This window comes from Algoriphagus iocasae (assembly GCF_014206875.1).
Lineage (GTDB): Bacteria > Bacteroidota > Bacteroidia > Cytophagales > Cyclobacteriaceae > Algoriphagus > Algoriphagus iocasae.
The window spans coordinates 43322-64345 of the sequence record NZ_JACIJO010000003.1 but is presented as its reverse complement, the minus strand read 5'-3'; the positions used below and the strand labels follow the sequence as shown (position 1 = coordinate 64345).

16 protein-coding genes and 1 tRNA gene are annotated in these 21024 nt (G+C 40.0%); 5 read left to right on the top strand and 12 right to left on the bottom strand.

Translation table 11 applies throughout. The features are described from left to right. Positions 1-51: 51 nt before the first annotated feature. Positions 52-552, top strand: coding sequence for a GreA/GreB family elongation factor (locus tag FHS59_RS14650; protein WP_184496170.1), 501 nt, complete (start codon positions 52-54; stop codon positions 550-552). Between the two features lie 266 nt (positions 553-818). Then, positions 819-3452 carry a valine--tRNA ligase gene (locus FHS59_RS14645; RefSeq protein WP_184496169.1) on the top strand — a complete coding sequence of 878 codons (2634 nt, stop codon included), beginning with the start codon at positions 819-821 and terminating at the stop codon, positions 3450-3452. A gap of 94 nt (positions 3453-3546) precedes the next feature. Here FHS59_RS14645 and FHS59_RS14640 read toward each other — a convergent pair whose 3' ends face one another. From FHS59_RS14640 to FHS59_RS14615, 6 genes are all read right to left on the bottom strand, one after another. Continuing rightward, positions 3547-4536 carry an SH3 domain-containing protein gene (locus FHS59_RS14640; RefSeq protein ID WP_184496168.1) on the bottom strand — a complete coding sequence of 330 codons (990 nt, stop codon included), beginning with the start codon at positions 4534-4536 and terminating at the stop codon, positions 3547-3549. 77 nt (positions 4537-4613) lie between these two features. Further along, positions 4614-5423 (bottom strand): 3-keto-disaccharide hydrolase, encoded by an 810-nt coding sequence (locus FHS59_RS14635; RefSeq protein ID WP_184496167.1) that lies wholly within the window; start codon positions 5421-5423, stop codon positions 4614-4616. Positions 5424-5493: 70 nt separating this feature from the next. Beyond that, positions 5494-6399, bottom strand: coding sequence for a diacylglycerol/lipid kinase family protein (locus FHS59_RS14630; protein ID WP_184496166.1), 906 nt, complete (start codon positions 6397-6399; stop codon positions 5494-5496). Positions 6400-6403: 4 nt separating this feature from the next. Next, a complete protein-coding gene (locus FHS59_RS14625) occupies positions 6404-7399 on the bottom strand; it encodes a phosphatase domain-containing protein (protein WP_184496165.1) in 996 nt (331 codons plus the stop codon). A 118-nt stretch (positions 7400-7517) separates the two neighbouring features. Continuing rightward, positions 7518-8570 carry a M42 family metallopeptidase gene (locus FHS59_RS14620; RefSeq protein WP_184496164.1) on the bottom strand — a complete coding sequence of 351 codons (1053 nt, stop codon included), beginning with the start codon at positions 8568-8570 and terminating at the stop codon, positions 7518-7520. 119 nt (positions 8571-8689) lie between these two features. Next, complete coding sequence (locus tag FHS59_RS14615) at positions 8690-10573, bottom strand: amidophosphoribosyltransferase (protein WP_184496163.1); 1884 nt, start codon at positions 10571-10573, stop codon at positions 8690-8692. A 361-nt stretch (positions 10574-10934) separates the two neighbouring features. Between FHS59_RS14615 and FHS59_RS14610 the strand changes: the two genes are divergently transcribed. Together FHS59_RS14610 and FHS59_RS14605 are read left to right on the top strand one after the other, a co-directional pair. Further along, positions 10935-11252 (top strand): hypothetical protein, encoded by a 318-nt coding sequence (locus tag FHS59_RS14610; RefSeq protein WP_246388477.1) that lies wholly within the window; start codon positions 10935-10937, stop codon positions 11250-11252. 85 nt (positions 11253-11337) lie between these two features. After that, complete coding sequence (locus FHS59_RS14605; protein WP_184496162.1) at positions 11338-12741, top strand: sigma-54-dependent transcriptional regulator; 1404 nt, start codon at positions 11338-11340, stop codon at positions 12739-12741. An 11-nt stretch (positions 12742-12752) separates the two neighbouring features. Here FHS59_RS14605 and FHS59_RS14600 read toward each other — a convergent pair whose 3' ends face one another. The 6 genes from FHS59_RS14600 to lepA form a co-directional block, all read right to left on the bottom strand. Next, positions 12753-15287: an ATP-binding protein gene (locus tag FHS59_RS14600; RefSeq protein WP_184496161.1), complete on the bottom strand. Its 2535-nt coding sequence runs from the start codon at positions 15285-15287 to the stop codon at positions 12753-12755. A 36-nt stretch (positions 15288-15323) separates the two neighbouring features. Beyond that, complete coding sequence (locus FHS59_RS14595) at positions 15324-15866, bottom strand: DsrE family protein (protein WP_184496160.1); 543 nt, start codon at positions 15864-15866, stop codon at positions 15324-15326. Positions 15867-16116: 250 nt separating this feature from the next. Beyond that, positions 16117-16200: transfer RNA gene (locus tag FHS59_RS14590), tRNA-Leu, on the bottom strand. A gap of 78 nt (positions 16201-16278) precedes the next feature. Beyond that, positions 16279-17163 carry a bifunctional 5,10-methylenetetrahydrofolate dehydrogenase/5,10-methenyltetrahydrofolate cyclohydrolase gene (locus FHS59_RS14585; RefSeq protein ID WP_184496159.1) on the bottom strand — a complete coding sequence of 295 codons (885 nt, stop codon included), beginning with the start codon at positions 17161-17163 and terminating at the stop codon, positions 16279-16281. A gap of 69 nt (positions 17164-17232) precedes the next feature. Then, on the bottom strand, positions 17233-17595 hold the full coding sequence (locus FHS59_RS14580; RefSeq protein WP_184496158.1) for a four helix bundle protein: 363 nt from the start codon (positions 17593-17595) through the stop codon (positions 17233-17235). A 115-nt stretch (positions 17596-17710) separates the two neighbouring features. Beyond that, positions 17711-19504 (bottom strand): translation elongation factor 4, encoded by a 1794-nt coding sequence (gene lepA / locus FHS59_RS14575; protein WP_184496157.1) that lies wholly within the window; start codon positions 19502-19504, stop codon positions 17711-17713. A gap of 383 nt (positions 19505-19887) precedes the next feature. Between lepA and FHS59_RS14570 the strand changes: the two genes are divergently transcribed. After that, positions 19888-21015, top strand: coding sequence for an efflux RND transporter periplasmic adaptor subunit (locus FHS59_RS14570; RefSeq protein WP_246388475.1), 1128 nt, complete (start codon positions 19888-19890; stop codon positions 21013-21015). Positions 21016-21024: the final 9 nt, after the last annotated feature.

The following is a 21024-nucleotide window of genomic DNA, read 5'->3' as shown; positions in this document are numbered from 1 at the left end:
TTATTCCTTCCTAAACTCCTTATTTATTTTTGAAAGTTGAATATCCAGACCATGAGCAGAGGATTTGTAAAAGAAGAAGATCAGGAAGAAACCCCGTTAGTTCCACCAAGAGCTGATTTACCAAATGGAATCACCAACTATGTCACTGAAAATGGATTAGCTGAATTGCGAGCCGAAAAACAGGGTCTCATTAAAGAGAAAAGCAACATCACAGCTGCTACAGAACAAGAAAAGCGGATCGCTTCTAATTTCATTAGTGCAAAAATTAAGTTGCTGGATGAGCGAATTGCCACTGCCAAAATTGTGGACTTAAACGATCAACCAAAAAATGAAATCCGTTTCGGAGCGAAAGTAACACTCAAAATCGGAAAAAGTCCTAAGGCAATGACCTATCAACTAGTAGGCGTAGATGAAGCAGATATCTCTAAAAACAAAATCTCTTTTATTTCTCCAATTGCCATGATTTTAATTGGCAAAAAAGTGGGTGAAAAAGCCACCTTAAGTTTAACCAAAGGAGATCGAATATTTGAGGTATTGGAGATTAAATATTGACTCAAAAAACACAATAATAGGTATTAGCAAGTCTAACTTCTTTAAAGGTGATACGACATCTAGTCTAGCTCTTCGGGGTAAAAAACACCGAATCCATTCAGGATGAAAAAAGTATGTTAAGTCACTCACTCACTTGCCTGATACAATAGAGTCAATACTATTGCTCTGATCCAGCTATTTTCCCCACTTCCAATAATTGATCACATAATCATGCCTCCAAAATAGGCTTTTTCCCTATTTTTGCACCTCAATTAATTATCCGATTTATGTCTATTGCCAGCAAATACGATCCAGCCTCAGCGGAAGCCAAGTGGTATGCTTACTGGATGGAGCACAAGCTTTTTTCTTCGAAAGTTGATCCGAATAAAGAGCCCTACACCATCGTAATCCCTCCACCTAACGTCACCGGGGTCCTTCACATGGGTCACATGCTAAACAATACCATTCAGGATGTATTGATCAGACGTGCCAGAATGCAAGGCAAAAATGCGTGCTGGGTACCTGGTACTGACCATGCCTCTATTGCAACTGAAACAAAAGTTGTAAACATGCTGAAAGAACAGGGAATTGATAAAAAATCTATTTCCCGTGAAGAATTCTTGAAGCATGCCTGGGAATGGAAAGAAAAATATGGTGGAATCATTTTAGACCAACTCAAGAAATTGGGTGCATCTTGTGATTGGGACCGAACCGCCTTCACCATGGATGAAGGCTTGAGCGATGCGGTGATCTCTGTTTTTGTGGACTTACACAAAAAAGGAAAAATCTACCGCGGCATCCGTATGGTCAACTGGGATCCAAAAGGAAAAACCGCCCTTTCAGATGATGAGGTAATCACCAAAGAGATAGCTTCAAAGCTTTACTATATCAAATATAAAATTGAGGGAACGCAAGATGAATTCCTGACGATTGCTACTACTCGACCTGAAACAATCATGGCCGATGTGGCGATCTGTGTCAACCCAAATGATCCTCGTTTCACCCACTTGAAGGGAAAGAAAGCAATTGTTCCTCTGATCAATCGTCCTATTCCAATCATCGAAGATGAGTACGTAGATATGGAATTTGGCACCGGTTGCTTGAAAGTAACACCTGCCCACGATATCAATGACTACGAGCTAGGATTGAAGCATAAATTGGAGGTCATCGATATTTTGAATGACGATGGAACATTAAATGAGAAAGCTCAAATCTTAGTTGGTGAAGATCGTTTTGTCGCCAGAAAAATGATTGGGAAGAAGCTGAAGGAAATCGACCAATTGGATAAAATCGAAGATTATAAATCTAACGTTGGTCATTCTGAAAGAACAGATGCAGTCATCGAGCCAAAACTTTCTTTGCAGTGGTTCCTGAAAATGGATGAAATCACCAAGCCAGCACTCAGTTCTGTGATGGATGACGTGATCCAATTGTACCCACCAAAATTCAAGAACATGTACCGCTCTTGGATGGAAAATGTACGTGATTGGTGTATTTCCCGTCAACTCTGGTGGGGACATAGAATTCCTGCATACCACCTTCCAAACGGTGAATTTGTTGTTGCAAAAACTGCCGAAGAAGCTCTTAAAATCGCAAATGAACAATTTGGCAATCAGTTTACTGCAGCTGATTTGAATCAGGATGAAGATGTATTGGATACTTGGTTCAGCTCTTGGCTATGGCCGATTTCTGTGTTCGACTCGGAGGTCTTCACTACAGGCAAGCCAAATGAGGATTTGAAATATTACTATCCTACGAACGATCTGGTAACTGCTCCTGAGATCCTTTTCTTCTGGGTAGCTAGAATGATCATTGCTGGATACGAATATATGGGTGAAAAGCCTTTCAGGAATGTTTATCTAACAGGTATCGTACGTGATAAGCTGGGTAGAAAAATGTCTAAATCCTTGGGCAATTCTCCTGATCCTTTAGATCTAATTGCTCAAAACGGTGCAGACGGCGTACGTACTGGAATGCTGTTCTCTTCCCCTGCTGGAAATGACTTGCCTTATGACGATAAATTAGTCGAGCAAGGAAGAAACTTCGCCAATAAAATCTGGAACGCTTTCCGACTGGTAAAAGGATGGGAAATCGACCCGAAATTGGATGGAAGTGAAAATGCTTCCAGCATTGAATGGTTTGAAAATAGATTCAACCAAGCATTGGTAGAGATCAATGAGCATTTCGACAAATTCAGAATTTCTGATGCTCTGATGACTACTTATAAGTTGGTTTGGGGAGATTTCTGTTCTTGGTACCTTGAGATGATCAAACCGGAATATCAGCATCCTATCGACCAAGCGACTTACGATAAGACCATTGCGATATTTGAAGACATTCTGAAAATTCTTCATCCATTTATGCCTTTTATCTCGGAAGAACTTTGGCATCAAATCAAAGAAAGATCGGTAGAAGAGTCTTTGATTTTGGCATCCTGGCCGAAAGAAAAGGCTTTTGATAGTAAGATTATAGAAGAAGCAAATCAGATTTTCGAAGTAGTTTCTCAAGTTAGAAATCTACGTGCATCTAAAGGAATGTCTCCAAAAGAAGCTCTTGATCTAACTGTGAATGCCAAAAATGAAGCGATGTACACACGCTTCAAATCAGTTTTGATAAAGCTGGCGAACCTTTCTTCTTTGGTTTTCGGAGTCAAAGTAGAAAATGCAATCAGCTTCGTGGTTAAATCTGATGAGTGCTTTGTACCGATGGGAGATTCCATCAACGTGGAGGAGGAAAAAGCCAACATCCAAAAAGAACTGGATTATACGAAAGGCTTCTTGAATTCTGTGATGAAGAAACTCAGCAACGAACGTTTTGTATCTGGAGCTCCAGAAAAAGTGATAGAGATGGAGCGAAAGAAGCAAGCCGATGCTGAAGCAAAAATCAAAGCTTTGGAAGAGAGCTTATCTAAGCTAGGATAAATGCAGGTCAAACTGCTTGATTCAATCCAAATTGGAGCAATAAAAAAATCCGACAGCTATAATGATTGTCGGATTTTTTATTGGATTGGGAGTATCAAGAAAAATCCAAAAAGGATTTACTGAGCCATTTCTCCTCAAGACTGATTTTACACCAGCCATTTACTTCCTGAGAAATAAACACTTCTTCATTTTGCATGAGGTTGTCAACGATAGAAAAATTGGTTCCTGGCCCACTTCTTACCCGCAAGACATTCGCATTGACTGTGGCACGTTTCACATCGGTTGTATATCTCCCATAAACCCAGTGGGATTGGCTGTTAGAGATTTTCAGCCAACCGTTTGACTCATCATAAATTCTCAATACTGCTCCCAACTGAGCAGGTTCCCGATTCGACACTTTCGATGAACTCCCAGAAGGAAGTTCTCGGACATTTAGAGCAGAAGCGGTGACAACCACATATTTTTGGATCGCATCCGGTGGAGTTGGAGCTGGTCTTCCTAGAAGCTGCTGAGCCACCAAAGGCAAAAAGTTTGCATTAAAATTATCGACCTTATTTCCTCCAAAGAAATTGGTACCAGGACAGGATTTATTGGTACCGGTTCCATTATTTCTCTTTCCGGTATTCAGGTCAAACCAATGATGGTAAATAATGCTAAAGCTATTGAGGGGCAATCTGAATTTGTCGCATAAAGCTGCAGTCATCTGGACAATAGTGTCCCGATGTGCATTTGTCATAGTATCTCCATTGAGATCAAAGTTGCCAAAGTGCTCAATACAAATCGAATCTCTATTGGCTCCATAAATACAGGCCGGCGTGGATTCCAATGACCTTCCTGTAAGTATTGTTCCATCTGGGAAAGAGGTGAAATGTTGTCCTATATCCTGCCAGCCATTATTCCTGACATGATAATTTTTCATCGCAGCTTGTCTTTCGAAGTGGTTATTTCCATTAAAATGGGTATAACTTGGGCTCCAAGTATGATGCTGCTGGACTGTCAATATGGTTCTAGCTATCCGCTGTTCTTGAATCCAAACAGCAAATTCTGCCATTGACATTTTTAAAAATCCGTGTTTTGATTCCATGGTTTCCTTTTTATAAAGTGAAAAATCTCTGACCATTTAATTTAGGCAGAATTTTTCATTCCAAAGAAAACCTGAATTTATAGTTCTTTAATTCTTAGATCTCTGAATAATACCCCTTGACCTTCACTCTGAAGACCGATGTAGCCTTCTTTGAGAAGTTGACCATCTACTTTTATGGCTGGGTCAAATCTGTTAGCTGTCCCTCCTCCAATTTGTGGTTTGGTGTATTGCAAAACAGTATCTCCATTCACTAAGTGAATAACCAACGAGTCTGCAAAAACGATGAGATCTGCTCTTACCCATTCATCCCATTTGTAAGTATCCGAAGTAGAATTGATACAGTGACGAGGGTCTTTTTCCCCTTCGAAAAACACGTCTGTTCCTGGAGAGCACATATTTCCTGTAGGTCTAGGAACACCCTCCTCCTCTTCGGCAAGCATTTGCCATTCTACAGAAATCGGCCAATCCTGCTCCTTTAGAATGGAGTTGGGAGCCTGTGAGTGAAACATGACGCCGCTGTTTCGATAAGTGTAGCTCGCAGCATCTTCCATCCACTGATCGGTAAATCGATATTCCCAAGTCATATGAAATGAGGAAAAAGGTTTCTCATAAAACAAATGACCATAGCGATCATTAAAACCTTCATTATAGTCATCGTAATTCACCTCAATAATGCCATCTTCTACTCGAAATGTATTCGCATAATTCTCTCCAGTTTCATGATGTTGGATTTTGGGAATCCAGCTGTCTAGGTTTTCACCATTAAACATAGTGATCCACTGCGAATCCTGCTTCTCAGATGAATTAGTAGAAACTTCTGCTTTGTTTTGGGTACATGCTACACAAACTATAGCAAGAGAAAAGAATTGAATAACTTTCTTGATCATGGGATGAGAGAATATTGAAAAAGGAAGATATACAAAACTCTTAAATTTTGGGGCAATAACTTTATAAAGTCTAGGAAAGATCCTTTTGGCAGGCTGCATATTGTTTGGATGTCAGAAACTGAAATGCAGCTTTCTCAATTTTGGCAATAACTTTTGAAGGTTTCCCCATTGTTTCGCCATCAATTTGAAACTCAACTTCCTCCGGATTTTCTATTTCACAGGTTTCACAGCGGAAAACATTGGAGGAATTTTGTTCTTCCAAATCTCCTTTAAACATTGCCAAAGTCATTCGGATGTAGTCTTTCGCAGATTCTGGATTAAGGGCAATGATCTCAAATTTCCCATCATCCATTTTACCTCTACAATTGATCAAAGCACCGGTTCCATATTGATCGCCATTGGCAATCACAAGCATTTTGGCAGCGACTTCACGACTTTGACCATCGATATTCAAGCGATAGACTTTTGGTTCTGTCGTGAAAATCTCAGAAAGAGAACTCTTGATATAGGCCAGCATTCCTCTGCCATCGACACTTTCAAACTTTTTGACCAAGTTGGCATTGAAGCCAAAATCTGCCATATGAAGACAAATCTCATCATTGATTCGAATCGCATCGATTGGATGTAAATTAAAATTACGGATAGCCTCCCATGCATCCTCCACTGTATTAATTCCCATGCATTTTGCCAAACCATTGGCAGAGCCAAGCGGCACAATACACAAAGGAACTTCTACCTCTTTTAAGGCCATTGCCACGAGCTTCACAGTACCATCTCCTCCACCGATCATTACCAGATCAGGCCTAACTCGATCAAATTCCATTTTGATCTTTATGGCATCATCTTCACCAGTAGTTTCAAAAACCTGGGCTTCGTATTCAGGAAGTTTCAGATCAAGCTTTTCGATCAATTCTTCCCTCTCTATTGTGTTGTCCCCCGAAATCGGGTTGTAAACAAACAAACATACTTTTCTCATACTCTTATTTTTTAATAAACTGATGCTTATTTGCCAATTCCATCGCCTGCTCTGAGGTCTCCACAAAGAAGAATTTCTCCATTCCAACCTCCGCATCGAGTTTGGCTTTTCTATCTAATTCCAAGTCACCCACAATCCGGATAAAGACTGCAATTACCCGACCTGGAAATCTTTTGATCACTTCCGCATATATTTCCGGATCATGCTGTCCACTATCCCCTATCAAGAAAAATCGCATCTGTGGATATAGGTTAAACAGGAAAATTATTTTATCCAGCTTATGGCCATGATCTCCACCACCCGATTTCCAAATATTCTTAAGATTGAGATGTTTATCTTTTAATAAAGTTGGTCCTTTAGGAATATGCCTGAATCGCATAAAGTCACGAATCAGATCATACATTGACCAATCACTGCTTGACACATAGAAAAGGGGTCTTTCACCGTTTCCTGTCAATTCTTTATAAAAGTCAGAGACACCAGGAAGAGGTCTCCTTGTATAGGCATTCTTTGAGATTGAAAGCCAAAACTTTTTCCCAAGGTCTGTCGCATGAGAAATGATAATTGTGTCATCTATATCAGAGATAACTCCTTCTTCCTCATCAAACCTTTGGACGTTTTTACTGACCCATACCGGCTTATTTTTTTCGATTGGCTCAAGCACCCTCAAGTTCACATGTTCAGGAATTTCCAAATTGGGATTTTCCACCTCAATTTGTTTCTCAAAAACCCCATCCTCATCAGTTCTGACCTTCAGGTTTTTATCATGAAACTGGATCTCCACTAAAGCCTCCGGAATGCTTTTTACAGAATACCTACGAATGGTGGCTAGAATATTTTTTATCCAGGAATTCCTAGAAGTAGGCTTTTTTCGGCTATAAGAGGTCACTACTCGGCCTTTAACAAAAACCTGCTGCTTGTTTCCAAACGCCAGAAACGGTTCTACTCTAATTTTATCTTTAGAGCTAATCTGTTTTTGTGGGACAATTTCAGTAATCATACGATGAAAAAATGCAAAAAAAAGGCCTACAGGGTTTAGCCTTCGGTTTTGCTAAGTATGAAAAAGAAAAAAGCCATCCCGATTAAATCGAAATGGCTTTGAAAGAATTTTCAAAAAATCAGTGTTTCCAATCGTACTGATCCACTTGCTCAAGACATGCTATCAATAAAGAAATAGAATCAGCAATATCTTGCTTATGTGCCATCTCAATCACCTGATGAAGATGTCTAGTAGGAATGGAAATCGCTCCGGCAATTGCTCCTTGCTTCCCCATTCTTTGCACACCAGCTGTATCAGTTCCTCCAGCTGTCAGGATCTCGGGTTGCCATTTGATCTTTTCCTTATCCGCAGTCTGCTTCATAAATTCCACCATACGATAATCACAGATCGTCATTGCATCCATAATTTTTATCGCAGTTCCTTTGCCTAATTCTGTCACTTTCTCATGAGCCTGCGCCCCGGGCACATCAAAAGCAATCGTTGTATCCAATGCGATTCCAAAATCAGGATTGATGCCATGTGCCGCAACATTTGCTCCCCTCAGACCAACTTCCTCCTGTACGGTAAAAGTCGCATAAACATCGTAAGCAGGATTCTTTAAGTTTTTAAGTGTTTCGATCAAAATAAACACTGCCACTCGGTTGTCAATAGATTTACAGTTGACACAATCACCCATTTCTATCAATTCACGGTCTCTGGTCACTGGATCTCCGATAGAAATGTATTTCACCACCTCCTCTTTTGACATCCCCAAATCAATAAAGAAATCAGTCGTTTTTGGCAGCTTGGTTCTTTCTTCTGCAGACATCACATGGATTGGTTTGCTTCCCATCACTCCTACCAAATCCTTTTTCCCATGGACGATAACCCGCTGTGCTGTTAAAGTCTTAGGATCAAATCCACCCAAGGTATGAAATCTCAAAAATCCGTTATCATCGATATGAGTGACTATAAATCCGATTTCATCCATATGAGCTGCTACCATCACACGCTTACCATCAGGATTATTCTTACCCTTTTTGATTGCAATCACGTTCCCTAGATTATCAATCTTCACCTCATCGGAAATTGGACTTACTAATTCTACGACAAGATCTCTCACTCTCTTCTCAAAACCAGGAGCTCCGGCTATTTCACAAATTTCTTTTAAGAGTGCTACGTTTATATCCATTATTTATTCTTCTGTTTATTTTGAATTACAACACTAATTTATTCAACCGAATTTTCAAAAAGAGAAAAGGCACAAGGAATATTCCCTGTGCCTTTTTATTTCTATTCAAATAAAGTCTATTAATAAGCTCTAACTGTCTTGCCTTCCATAAAGTTGGCAAAGGATTTATTCACCACTCGAGTACCACCTGTAGTTGGATAGTCTCCAGTAAAATACCAGTCTCCAATATGGTTAGGGATACATTTATGCAGGTTATCTACAGTTTGGAAAATCACTTGAACTTCTGCTTTAATGTTATCTCCAACGACAATCTGAGCAACTTTATCAGAAATTTCATCATCAGTAAATTGACTGTAAACTTCTTTTACAAAGTTTTCATAAGAATTAGGATGGCTTAAGCATGACTCGTGGATTTTATCCAAGATATCTTCCATTTTCCTTTCCTTTAATAAAGCCAATGCTGCTCTGAAGGCAATAAACTCCTTCATTCTTGACATGTCAATTCCATAACAATCCGGGAATCGGATCTGTGGAGCAGAAGAAACGATGATGATTCTTTTTGGATTCAATTTATCCAATGTTGTCAAAATGCTTTTCTCCAAAGTAGTACCTCTCACAATACTATCATCAATTACTACCAAGGTATCCACACCTGGTTTCACAACCTCAAATGTCGTATCGTAAACATTTGCCACCATGGTATCGCGATCGTCATCATTGGTGATAAATGTTCTCAACTTCACGTCTTTGCTAACCAATTTTTCTACTCTTGGTCTGAAATTAAGCAACTCATCCAGCTCGCCCATATGTGGCTTGCCATCTAAGAAAACTTCCCTTCTTTTTGCGCTTAGATAATCTTCCAATCCCTCGATCATTCCCAAAAATGCTGTTTCAGCTGTATTTGGAATGTAAGAGAAGACAGTGTTTTTAAGGTCGAAATCAATCGCTTTTAAGATTTGCGGAATCAATGCTTTACCCAAATCTTTCCTTTCCTGATAAATAGCTGGATCAGTTCCTCTAGAGAAATAAATTCTTTCAAAGCTGCAGGATTTCTTCTCTCTTGCCGGCAAAATCTCTGATTCTGCATAGGATCCATCTTTATTGATCACCAAAGCATGACCTGGTTTGATCTCTTGGATGGATTTAAAATCAATATTGAAAGCGGATTTGATTGCTGGCTTTTCGGAAGCTACGACCACTACCTCGTCATCAGCATAGTAATAAGCTGGACGAATACCGGAAGGATCACGAACAACAAATGCAGAACCGTTACCGATCATTCCTGCCATCGCATATCCTCCATCAAAATCTCTACAGGATCTTCTTAGGATTCTAGCCACGTCCAACTCATTTTCAATGACGTTGGTAATCTGTTCGTTTGAATATTGGTGCTTGTATTTATCGAAAATTCGCTGGTTTTCCTCATCCAGGAAGTGCCCGATTTTCTCCATCACCGTTACGGTATCTGTTTTTTCTTTCGGGTGCTGTCCCAGCTGAACAAGCTTACTGAAAAGCTCCTCAACATTTGTCATGTTGAAGTTTCCAGCCATTACCAGGTTTCTACTTCTCCAGTTGTTTTGCTTTAGGAAAGGGTGACAAGTTTCGATGCTGTTTTCGCCATGTGTACCATAACGAAGGTGCCCCAACCAAACTTCTCCTGTAAATGCGATATTTTCTTTCAGCCATTCTGCATCAGAAAGTGCATCATGACCACCTATTTTTTTAGCTTTTTTGTACTTCTTGTTGATCTTGTCAAAGATGAAATTGACCGCTGAAGGTTCAATCGACCGGTATCTACTGATATATCTAGTACCGGGATCAGTGCCGATTTTGATGTTGGCGACTCCCGCGCCATCCTGACCTCGATTGATTTGCTTTTGCATTAAGACATAAAGTCTGTTAGCTGCATAAGCTGCTGTTCCGTATTTGTCAATATAATATTGAACGGGTTTGCGCAGCCTGATCATTGCTATGCCGCATTCGTGTTTGATGGCGTCACTCATGGATTTTGGCGAATGTTATTTTGATGGAGCAAAGTTACTAGATTTTAAAAGAATTTTTCTTCAAAAAAGTTCGATTTTAGGATTTTAAATTTTGTAAAACAGCTCATTTCAGGCAAAGCTTCCAATTAGCAGAGATAGACAGGTTTTTGCCCCACTTTTTAAGTTCTCTTAAGAACAACTTGAGGGTATTCTCCCCATCAATACACTTGATCTTAATCAAAAAAGTGGGTTTTTCGCCTATTTGAGCACTTGGCATAACCTTCGCACTAAGTTTTTCAGATTCGAAACAGAAAGGTTTTGAATTTAAGAGTCCGGACTCTAACTATTATATAACCATTTTACACTAAACCAACTTATTACCATGAAAAAGGTTCTTTTAATGTCCGCAATGTTAGTAACAGGTGCTGCAATGGCAACACCACAGTTTATGTTGAAAAACAGCACTCCAATGGAAGTGATCACTCAGCAAGAAAAAGTTAAAATCGAGGCTGAAGCGCTTCCTGATGCTGTAAAAGCTACCATCTCACAAAGTGAAGAAGTAAAAGCACTTCCAATCGCGGAAGCTTACCAAATCACTCAATTAGATGGCAAATTTCACTTCGAAGTCATTTTTGATAACGGTTCAGAAGAAAAATTGACCAAAAAATATGATCAAGAAGGGAACGAAATAAAAGACTAGTTGCTTAAACCCTTATATTTAAAAGCATCGGGCACCTGTCCGATGCTTTTTTCGTTAAACTTGTATTGTCAACCGTGATTTTTACATGAAACAGATTTTATTAGTCGAAGATGACTTGACCTATTCCAGAATCGTTAAGACTTTTTTGGAGAAAAATGGCTACGCTGTTGAAACTTGTGTCAAAGTCAAAGATGCCCAACAAACATTGGCAACCAATAGTTATGATTTGATCATTGCCGATTTTCGCCTTCCTGATGGAACTGGCATGGAGTTACTCCAATGGTCTAAATCTAAATTCCCTGCCACTCAGGTAATTCTGATCACCCACTATTCAGATATCCGGATTGCAATCAAAGCCATGAAACTTGGCGCTTTTGAATATATCACCAAGCCTATCAATCCAGATGAATTGCTGGCGACAGTAAAAGAATCACTCTCTGCCAAAAGCACCGAACCGTCGATTCCCTCCAGCAAGCCACAAAAAACTTCTGAATCAAAAGTTGCCAAAAGCAGCTATGTGGTCGGAAGTTCAGCCGAAGCAGAAAAACTTGAAAAACATATTCAACTCGTTGCCCCAACTGATTTAAGTGTTTTGGTGCTAGGAGAAACGGGAACAGGTAAAGAATTTGTTTCCAGAAGAATTCACGATTTATCAACTCGTAAGGATGGTCCTTTCATTGCAATAGATTGTGGAGCCTTGCCAAGAGAATTGGCTGGAAGTGAGCTTTTTGGTCATGTTAAAGGCGCATTTACAGGAGCTTTGGATCATAAAACGGGTCATTTTGAGTCCGCCAAAGGAGGTACGATTTTCTTGGATGAAATAGGCAACTTGAGCTATGAAGTTCAAATCCAATTGCTTCGTGCCATCCAAGAGAGAACGATCCGTAAAATCGGTGGCAATAAGGAAATACAAATTGATGTGAGAATCATTGCCGCTACCAATGACAACCTTATTATCCAATCTGGAGATGGGCATTTCAGGGAGGATCTTTATCACCGACTCAATGAATTCACTTTGCAAGCCATCCCCCTTCGAAGAAGGAAAGAGGATTTGGAAGATTTTGCACAGCAATTTTTAGAAGAAAGCAACGATAGACTCGGCAAAAATGTAGGAGGTTTCACTCCGGAAGTCTGGGAAATTTTCTTGGCTTATGACTGGCCTGGAAACCTCCGTGAACTAAGAAACATCATCAAACGAGCAGTGTTATTGACTGCTGGAGGATTGGTAGAAAAGGACGCACTTCCTTCGGATTTATACGAGCCTTCTAGTCAAATGGCAAGTGCCAGTTTTGGAAACACTTCTAATTCTGTCATGAACGAGGAGCTCCCTTCTCCAAAAGATTACAAATCAAAATGGGTGGAACAGGAGAAAGAACTGATCCAAAAAGTTCTGAACGACACCAAATTCAACAAGTCAAAAACTGCCAGAATTCTGAACATGGATAGAAAAACCCTGTACAGTAAAATGGAAAAATACGGACTGGATTAATTAACCTTCGATTAGTAGCTCTCTGGGGCATAAACCACCTCTGAGAGAGCTGCTAATAGGTTTTTCACCTCAATATCCAAAATATTTAAGACTTCGTCTAGGCCATTTTGAGTTCCCAGCTTCAGACTGTTTTCCACTTTTCTGGCCAGTTCCCCACTCGGACTTTTTATTTGGCCCAGTCTACTTCCGAGTTGATGGCAAATTTCCAATACTTCGTCCCATCGATCATTTAACCTGGCTTTTTTCAGCCTGGTCATGTCTTTTTGAGTGTCTTTGATAAGATCTTTCAAAATATCCAACAGGAGCTCTTCATCTCCCATACAGAATCGACGCATGTCTTTCAGATCAAAATGATCATGGTTTTCCACTGAAACCTCAGATGCGATTGGTTGTCCTTTAGTAGCCCGATCTGGGAAAATTCTACTCAAGCAAGCTACAAGTGCTTTCTCTTGGAAGGGTTTGAACAGCAATTCATTAAATCCTGCCTTCATCATTTTTTCTTTTTCCTCAACGAATACATTGGCGGTCATGGCAAGTACTGGAAGTGATTTATAGGAATCATATGTCCTGATAGATTTCACCACATCAAAACCAGAAAATTCAGGCATTTGAATATCAATTATAGCCAAATCAATATCGATTTCTTCAAATTCATCCCGGAAGAAAGCACCTCCTGGATAGGCAATAACATTGGCTCCAAAGTATGAAAAAATAGTCTCCAGATATCTCAAACCAACCTTATCATCATCCACCAATAAAACATTCTTGTCTTCCAGATCGATGAAATTCATTTCTGAAGTACTTGGTTCGGCCTCATGAGCCTCCACGGCCTTCATCGGCAACGTGATTCTAAATTGAGTTCCAACCCCAACTTCGCTTTTGGTATCAATGTCCCCTTTCATCAATAAGACCAATCTATGGACGATCGCCAATCCCAATCCTGTTCCGCCGAATTTTCTGGAAATAGAATTATCCGCCTGATCAAATTCCAAAAAGACTTTTTCCAACACTTCCTCACTCATCCCAATCCCAGTGTCCCTAATTTCCACAATTAGCTGATTTTCTGCCCATTCTACATTGACACTGATTGAGCCCTCTTGGGTGAATTTAAATGCATTGGATAAGAGGTTATTTAGTATTTGCTTCAAGCGCAACTGATCCCCTTCCAGCCATTTGTCTTCTGGAAGTTTCAAAGCCCAGTGAAAACCTAGCTTTTTCTCGTCTGCCTGTAACTCAAAGAATTTCTGAAGTGAACCAAAAAGATTGAATGGGTCAAAAGGTCGGTATTCCAACTTGAGCTTACCTGCCTCTAGTTTTGAAAAATCGAGTACATCGTCCACAATTTCCATCAAAGTTTGAGAGGCAAATCCGATCATTCTCAAATAAGACTGCTGGGCAGTGTCTAAGGTGGATTTTTCTAAAACTGATTGATACCCCTGAATAACATGAAGTGGGTTTCTGATTTCATGGCTCATATTGGCCAGGAACTCCTGTTTAGAACGAGCTAGCGCTTCAGATTTTTGCTGAGAAATCAACAGATTTTCCTGATAGCTTTTATTGAGTTTAATCTCTTTAAGAATAGAATATACCAGCAATGCAGAACCCAAAACTGCCAGAACCACAACCATCAGCAAGAAAAAAGTCACATCATTCGCAAGTAAGAAAGCTGCGTCGTTTTGGGAATTAGAATCCTCGATTACCCGCCTTTGAAGAGTTGTCAGTAAACTTTGTATAGTACCGATGATCTCACTCTGCTTTTGAGAAAGCTCAGTTTCCAGAGATGCCAACTTCTGTCTTTGGTAGGCTTCTTCACGATAAATTCTGCTGATGACACCTCGGATATTGTATAGGATACTATCTAAGGTAATAGGTTGTGCCTCTGTAGAGCGACTATTTTGCTTTTGAAGATTTCGGAGGTAATTCACCAGCTTATCCTCTTCTTTGGTGATTTCTTCCGGAGTTAATCTACCTACCTGCAATTCCTGCCCTTTTGGAAGTTCCTGCCTCGTTGCATTCTGCTGCTTGAGTTCTTCCAATATAATATCTTTAGGCTGGAGCGTTCGCAAAGGTTCTGTTTCCAGATCTGCTGCTCTTCTCCGAATTCCAAGCTCAACTTTCCGAAGAGCTTCTTGGGTAAAATTCCGATTCGCAAGATTGCTTTTCACCTCAAAAAGATCCATATATCCAGTCACCAAGGTGGCCAGATTCTCTCGGATGCTTTGAATATTTGACTTCTCTAAACTATCAGTAGCCCATTCATCTAGCTGGGCAAGTTTCTCATCCAATGACTTTAGAGTGGAGTCTTTCACCCGAAAATCTCCTTCTTCCCCAAACTGCTCAATTTGTGAAATCTGAAAAATCTCTGTTTGAAGTTCATTAAGAAGATTCAATTTCTGATTAGGTTCAGCCAATTCAGCAACTGTATCCACCAAACGATTGAGGGTATAATAAGTCAAGCCTGCCACCCCTATTAGGAAAATGGCGGCAAAGAAAAAGCCGATAACGACTTTTCTCGCGGTCTTGGAAGGAGGATTGACTTTTTTCATTCTATCCTCCAAAATTACCAATAATTATTCCAAGTATTAGAATTTCAGCAGTGTGTAGCCCTGAGGCACGTAAGTAGTGATGGTGGTCAAAGCTGAATGTGCAATTTCAATAAGCGGAGAAATATCACTTTTACTCAAACTTCTAGCCCGCATAGATTGGCCACAAACATAGATATCAACTCCTGCATCCTTCAGTGCCTGATAAACCGGCAAGTTTGGATTATCCACTTGATACCGCTTCTGGTACTCTTCATTGTTTAAGATCGTAAAAATAGCACCTCCATGGACCACAACTTTTACGTGCATATTTTCTTGAGGCACCCCGGCAAGTCCATGCAGGTTCATCAATCGGGCAACATTATCCACCCATCTGCTGATTTGCTTTGGATCATCTGCACCAGTAGACATGTCAACCATGATCTTGTATTCCAGGGTTGGATCCGGTCTTTCAGTTGCATCAGGAACTTCATAAATCCCACCGAAACCTTTTACCAAGGGGAATTGAGCAGATTGAGCAAATGTCAAATGGGTAAACAAGAGTGCGGCTGAGAAAAGAGCTGCTTTCAATAATCGATACATAGGAAATTTAATTTGGCCGAAAATGTAAGGAAAATATGGGGAGAGAAGAGGCCATTGGTGGAAAAAGTAAATAGAATTCTTCTATTGAGGTTTTGATTACTAAAAATACAATTCATAAAAGAGATAAAGACACCTTTGCCCTTCTCTTTATTATCTCTGCGTCCTTTGCGACTTTGCAGTAAAAAAAAGAACTCCGAATAATTGGGAGCCTTAATGAAAAAAAGCCCTGAATAACTTCAGAGCTTTTTTGTGCGCACGAGAAGATTCGAACTTCCACACAACTTAATGCACCACCCCCTCAAGATGGCGTGTCTACCAGTTTCACCACGTGCGCGGTTAGGGTCAGCAAAAGTAGAAATGTTGCCTATTCGAAGCAACCCCTACTCTACAGCTTTTCCAATTATTTTTAATTTTATCCGTAAACCTTCTTCTCTGCCGCCAACAAGGTGTTGTAAAGCAAAGATGCAATCGTCATCGGTCCTACACCACCAGGCACAGGAGTAATCGCTGAAGCTTTCTCGGCAACTTCCTCAAACTTCACATCGCCTACCAGTCTAAATCCAGACTTCTTGCTAGCATCTTCGATTCTGTGAATTCCCACATCAATCACCACTGCTCCTGGCTTCACCATGTCAGCCGTCACAAAATGAGGTTTACCCAAGGCCACAATCAAAATATCTGCAGATTTAGCAATCTCTTCCAGATTCTTGGTTCGGCTATGCGTCAAAGTCACGGTAGAATTTCCTGGATAGCCATTTCTAGCCATCAAAATACTCATAGGACTTCCCACAATATGGCTTCTTCCGATCACCACACAGTGCTTACCTGAAGTTTCGATTTCATATCTTTTCAAAAGCTCCACAATTCCATAAGGAGTTGCTGCTACGTAAGCAGGCCAGTTAAGTGCCATCCGACCAACGTTTGCAGGAGTAAAGCCGTCCACGTCTTTCTCAGGCTTAATCTTATTGGTTACTTTCTCTACAGAGATATGCTTTGGAAGGGGAAGCTGTACGATCAAACCGTCTATTTCTGGATTTTCGTTGATATCCTCTACTACCTTTAGCAACTCTTCCTCGGAAACTGTATCCTCTAAACGGACCAAAGTTGACTCAAAGCCACATTCACCGCAAGCTTTCACTTTTGCGCCTACATAAGTTTGACTTGCACCATCATTTCCTACTAGAATCGCAGCCAAATGAGGCGTTTTTCCTCCCTCAGCTTTTATTTCTGCCACTCGTGCAGCGATTTCAGATTTTATTTGTGATGAGGTAAGTTTTCCGTCGATTAATGTGGCCATGCTTATTTTCTTTTATTGTATCAAACTTCAACATTCGATGTTCGAAATTCGATATTCGAAATTTAGTGTTTAAAGATTTTTCTTTCCTGCTGTATCAATACTTTTTACAAAGATTGAAATCAGCTGATTACATTCATTTATTAACCTTTTTACGAAAGCCAAATCATGATGTAAACTAGATTTTGCAATTATTTTTAAGGCAACTCGGCTTTCTCTTAATTCTTTTAAAACAATTTTTAGCTTATGTATAAAATCTCGTCTGGATTCTCCTGATTGAGCTTCACCATAATTTAAAGCAGGAGATGTACCACTTCTAAGTAATTGACTACTCATGTGATTTCCTGCTTTAGAACTTACCATTGTATCAGTAAAAGAAATGATTTCTGAGGCAAAATCTATCAATCGATCTTCTAAATCAAATTTTCTTTCCATTAAACAAGATCAAAATAACTCAATAATAAAACTCATTTTATTCATAATTGTAAATAACAATGAATATCGAATACAGAATGTTGAATAATGAAGTTAATAAGATTTGTTTATCAAATTAATCTAGCTTCAGCACCGCCATAAACGCCTCCTGAGGAACTTCCACGTTTCCGACTTGTCTCATACGTTTCTTACCCTTTTTCTGCTTTTCAAGGAGTTTGCGCTTACGGGAAATATCACCACCATAACACTTCGCCAATACGTTTTTACGCAAAGCTTTCACCGTTTCTCTGGCAATAATTTTCTGCCCGATAGCTGCCTGAATGGCTATTTCAAACATTTGTCTAGGTACCAATTCTTTCAATTTCTCACAAAGTCTTCTTCCCCACTCGTATGCCTTATCCCGGTGAACGACCGCAGAAAGTGCATCGACAGGCTCACCATTCAACATCACATCCAATCTCACCATGTGTGAAACCTGGTATCCTATCAGTTCATAATCCAAAGAGGCGTATCCTCTGGATATGGTTTTCAGTTTATCGAAGAAATCAAAAACGATCTCTGCCAAAGGCATATCAAAAGTCAGTTCAACACGCTCCGCTGTCAAATAAACCTGATTCTTGATCTGACCTCTTTTTTCCATACAAAGCGTAATCACAGATCCCACATATTCTGCAGCTGTGATGATAGAAGCTTTAACATAAGGTTCTTCAATATGCTTCATCTTTGTCGGATCAGGCATATCAGAAGGCGCATTGATGGTTTGGTAGGTATCATTGGTCATGAGTGCCTTAAACTGAACGGATGGCACTGTAGTGATCACCGTCATGTCAAACTCACGCTCCAATCGCTCCTGGATAATCTCCATGTGCAACATGCCCAAGAATCCACAACGGAATCCAAAGCCCAAAGCCATGGAAGTTTCAGGTTCCCAAACCAAAGAAGCATCGTTTAGCTGAAGCTTCTCCATGGAAGCTCTCAACTCTTCGTAATCGGTAGTTTCTACCGGGTAAATACCCGCAAAAACCATCGGCTTCACGTTTTCAAAACCTTGAATTGCTTTCTCGCAAGGTCTCTTGATATGCGTAATCGTATCCCCAACTTTGATTTCCTTGGCAACTTTCACCCCAGAAATCAAATAGCCTACGTTTCCTGCAGACATGGTTTGTTGAGGAATTTGGTTCAGACCCAAAATCCCGATTTCATCCGCCTCGTATTCTCTTCCAGTATTGACAAATTTGATTTTATCACCTTTACTGAAGGTTCCATTAAAAATTCGGAAAATCACTTCCACTCCTCGGAATGGGTTATAAACCGAATCAAAAATCATCGCCTGAAGCGGAGCATCCGGGTCACCTTTTGGAGCTGGGATTCTAGTGACCACAGCTTTCAAAATATCATCGATACCAATTCCAGTTTTGCCGGAGGCTAAAATAATATCTTCACGGTCACAACCGATCAAGTCGATCACCTCATCTGCCACTGCTTCGGGATCTGCTCCAGGAAGATCAATTTTATTTAAAACCGGAATGATTTCAAGATCATGTCCCAGTGCCAAGTATAAGTTGGAAATAGTCTGTGCCTCGATCCCTTGTGATGCATCAACGATCAATAATGCTCCTTCGCAGGCAGCAATCGACCGGGATACTTCATAGGAAAAATCCACGTGCCCTGGAGTGTCAATCAGATTCAGTGTGTAAACTTCACCTTCATGAGTATATTTCATCTGGATCGCATGAGACTTGATCGTGATGCCTCGCTCCCGCTCCAAATCCATATTATCCAACAACTGATTCTGCATGTCACGGTCTGCGACAGTTTGTGTTTCTTGCAGTAATCTATCCGCCAGTGTACTCTTCCCATGATCAATATGGGCGATGATACAGAAATTCCTTATTTTTTGCATATCCATTCTGGGGGCAAAAGTAGTAAAAAATAGGCTTATCGCTTTTTATTTTTCAGCCTTTCTTGATCGGATGATTTTGGGTGATAAGATTTTAAAAAATGTTAAATATAATCCCGTGCTGGGGATTCATCAACCCAAGACTTCCCCAATTTGATCCTAGAATGACGCTGCAATTCACCAAAATTGGTTAAAACTTCCACAATTTTCACCATTTTTTACCCACTTTGAAATTAGTTCTCATTTGTTTCCCTCTGAAAACCAGCATATAGGCTTCATACATCATCAAAATAACCCATGGTATGATTATTTCTAAAAGGATATTGAAAACGAGTTTTATTTAGGATCAACACCTATTAAACATGAAAAATCGACCAATTATTATAAAAAAGATGAAAACCTTTTCTCCACTAGTACTGGGAATGTTCCTGAGTTTGGGATTTTTCAGTTGTGCAGAAGAAGAGGTAGAAGATGAAGGTATCCCACTTCCGGTATTGACTTTAACCGAAGAGCCTGCCGCGATTTCCTACAAGTATCTAGGCTCTATTGAAGGAGTTGAAAATGTGCAGATCAGACCTCAGGTAGAAGGGATTTTGGAGCAGATTTATGTCGATGAAGGACAATATGTCAATAAGGGCGATGTCTTATTTAAAATCAACAACCAACCTTATGTGGAAGATCTCAAGAATGCTTTGGCAAATGTGGACCTAGAAAAGGCGAAGCTAAGGAAGGCCAAAACTGAAATAGAAAGATTGAGACCATTGATCGAAAACGAGGTTATTTCCGAAGTAAGAATGGAAACAACCGTTGCAGATTACGAGGTAGCGCAGTCTTCTCTGGCAAAAGCGGAAGCCGAAGCGGCAAACATGCGAATTAACATGGGCTTTACTACAATCAAGGCTCCCGTGGATGGGTTGATGGGAAGAATCCCTAAATCTATCGGAAACGTGGTAAAGAAATCAGATTCAGAACCACTGACGGTTTTATCCAATGTGAGCGAGATCTATGTGTATTTCTCAATGAGTGAATCGGATTACCTCTACTTTGAACGAATGAAGAAAGATTCTTCATCCAGAAAAATGAATCCGGATGTGAAATTGGTTTTAGCGGATGGAAGTGTTTATGACAAAGTAGGGACGATTGATGCCAACTCTGGACAAATCAACCGTTCAACTGGTTCCATTACTTTGAGAGCACATTTTGAAAATCCTGATACACTTTTAAGAACAGGAAATACAGGAAAAATTTTGATGGAACAGATTTATCCAAATGCCATTTTGGTACCTCAGTCTGCGACCACTTCTATTCAGGACAAGAGATTCATTTTTGTCCTAAATGAAGACAATACTGTCAGACGTCAGGAAATCAAAATAGAAGGCAGAACCGGAAATGACTTTATCGTCAGCGGTGATGTCCTAAAAGCAAATGACAGAATTGTCACTGCCGGATTGGATAAATTAAGCGAAGGAGTTCTTGTGAAACCTTTGGAACAAGGCCGTCTCCTTACTCAAAATAATTAACCCAAAATA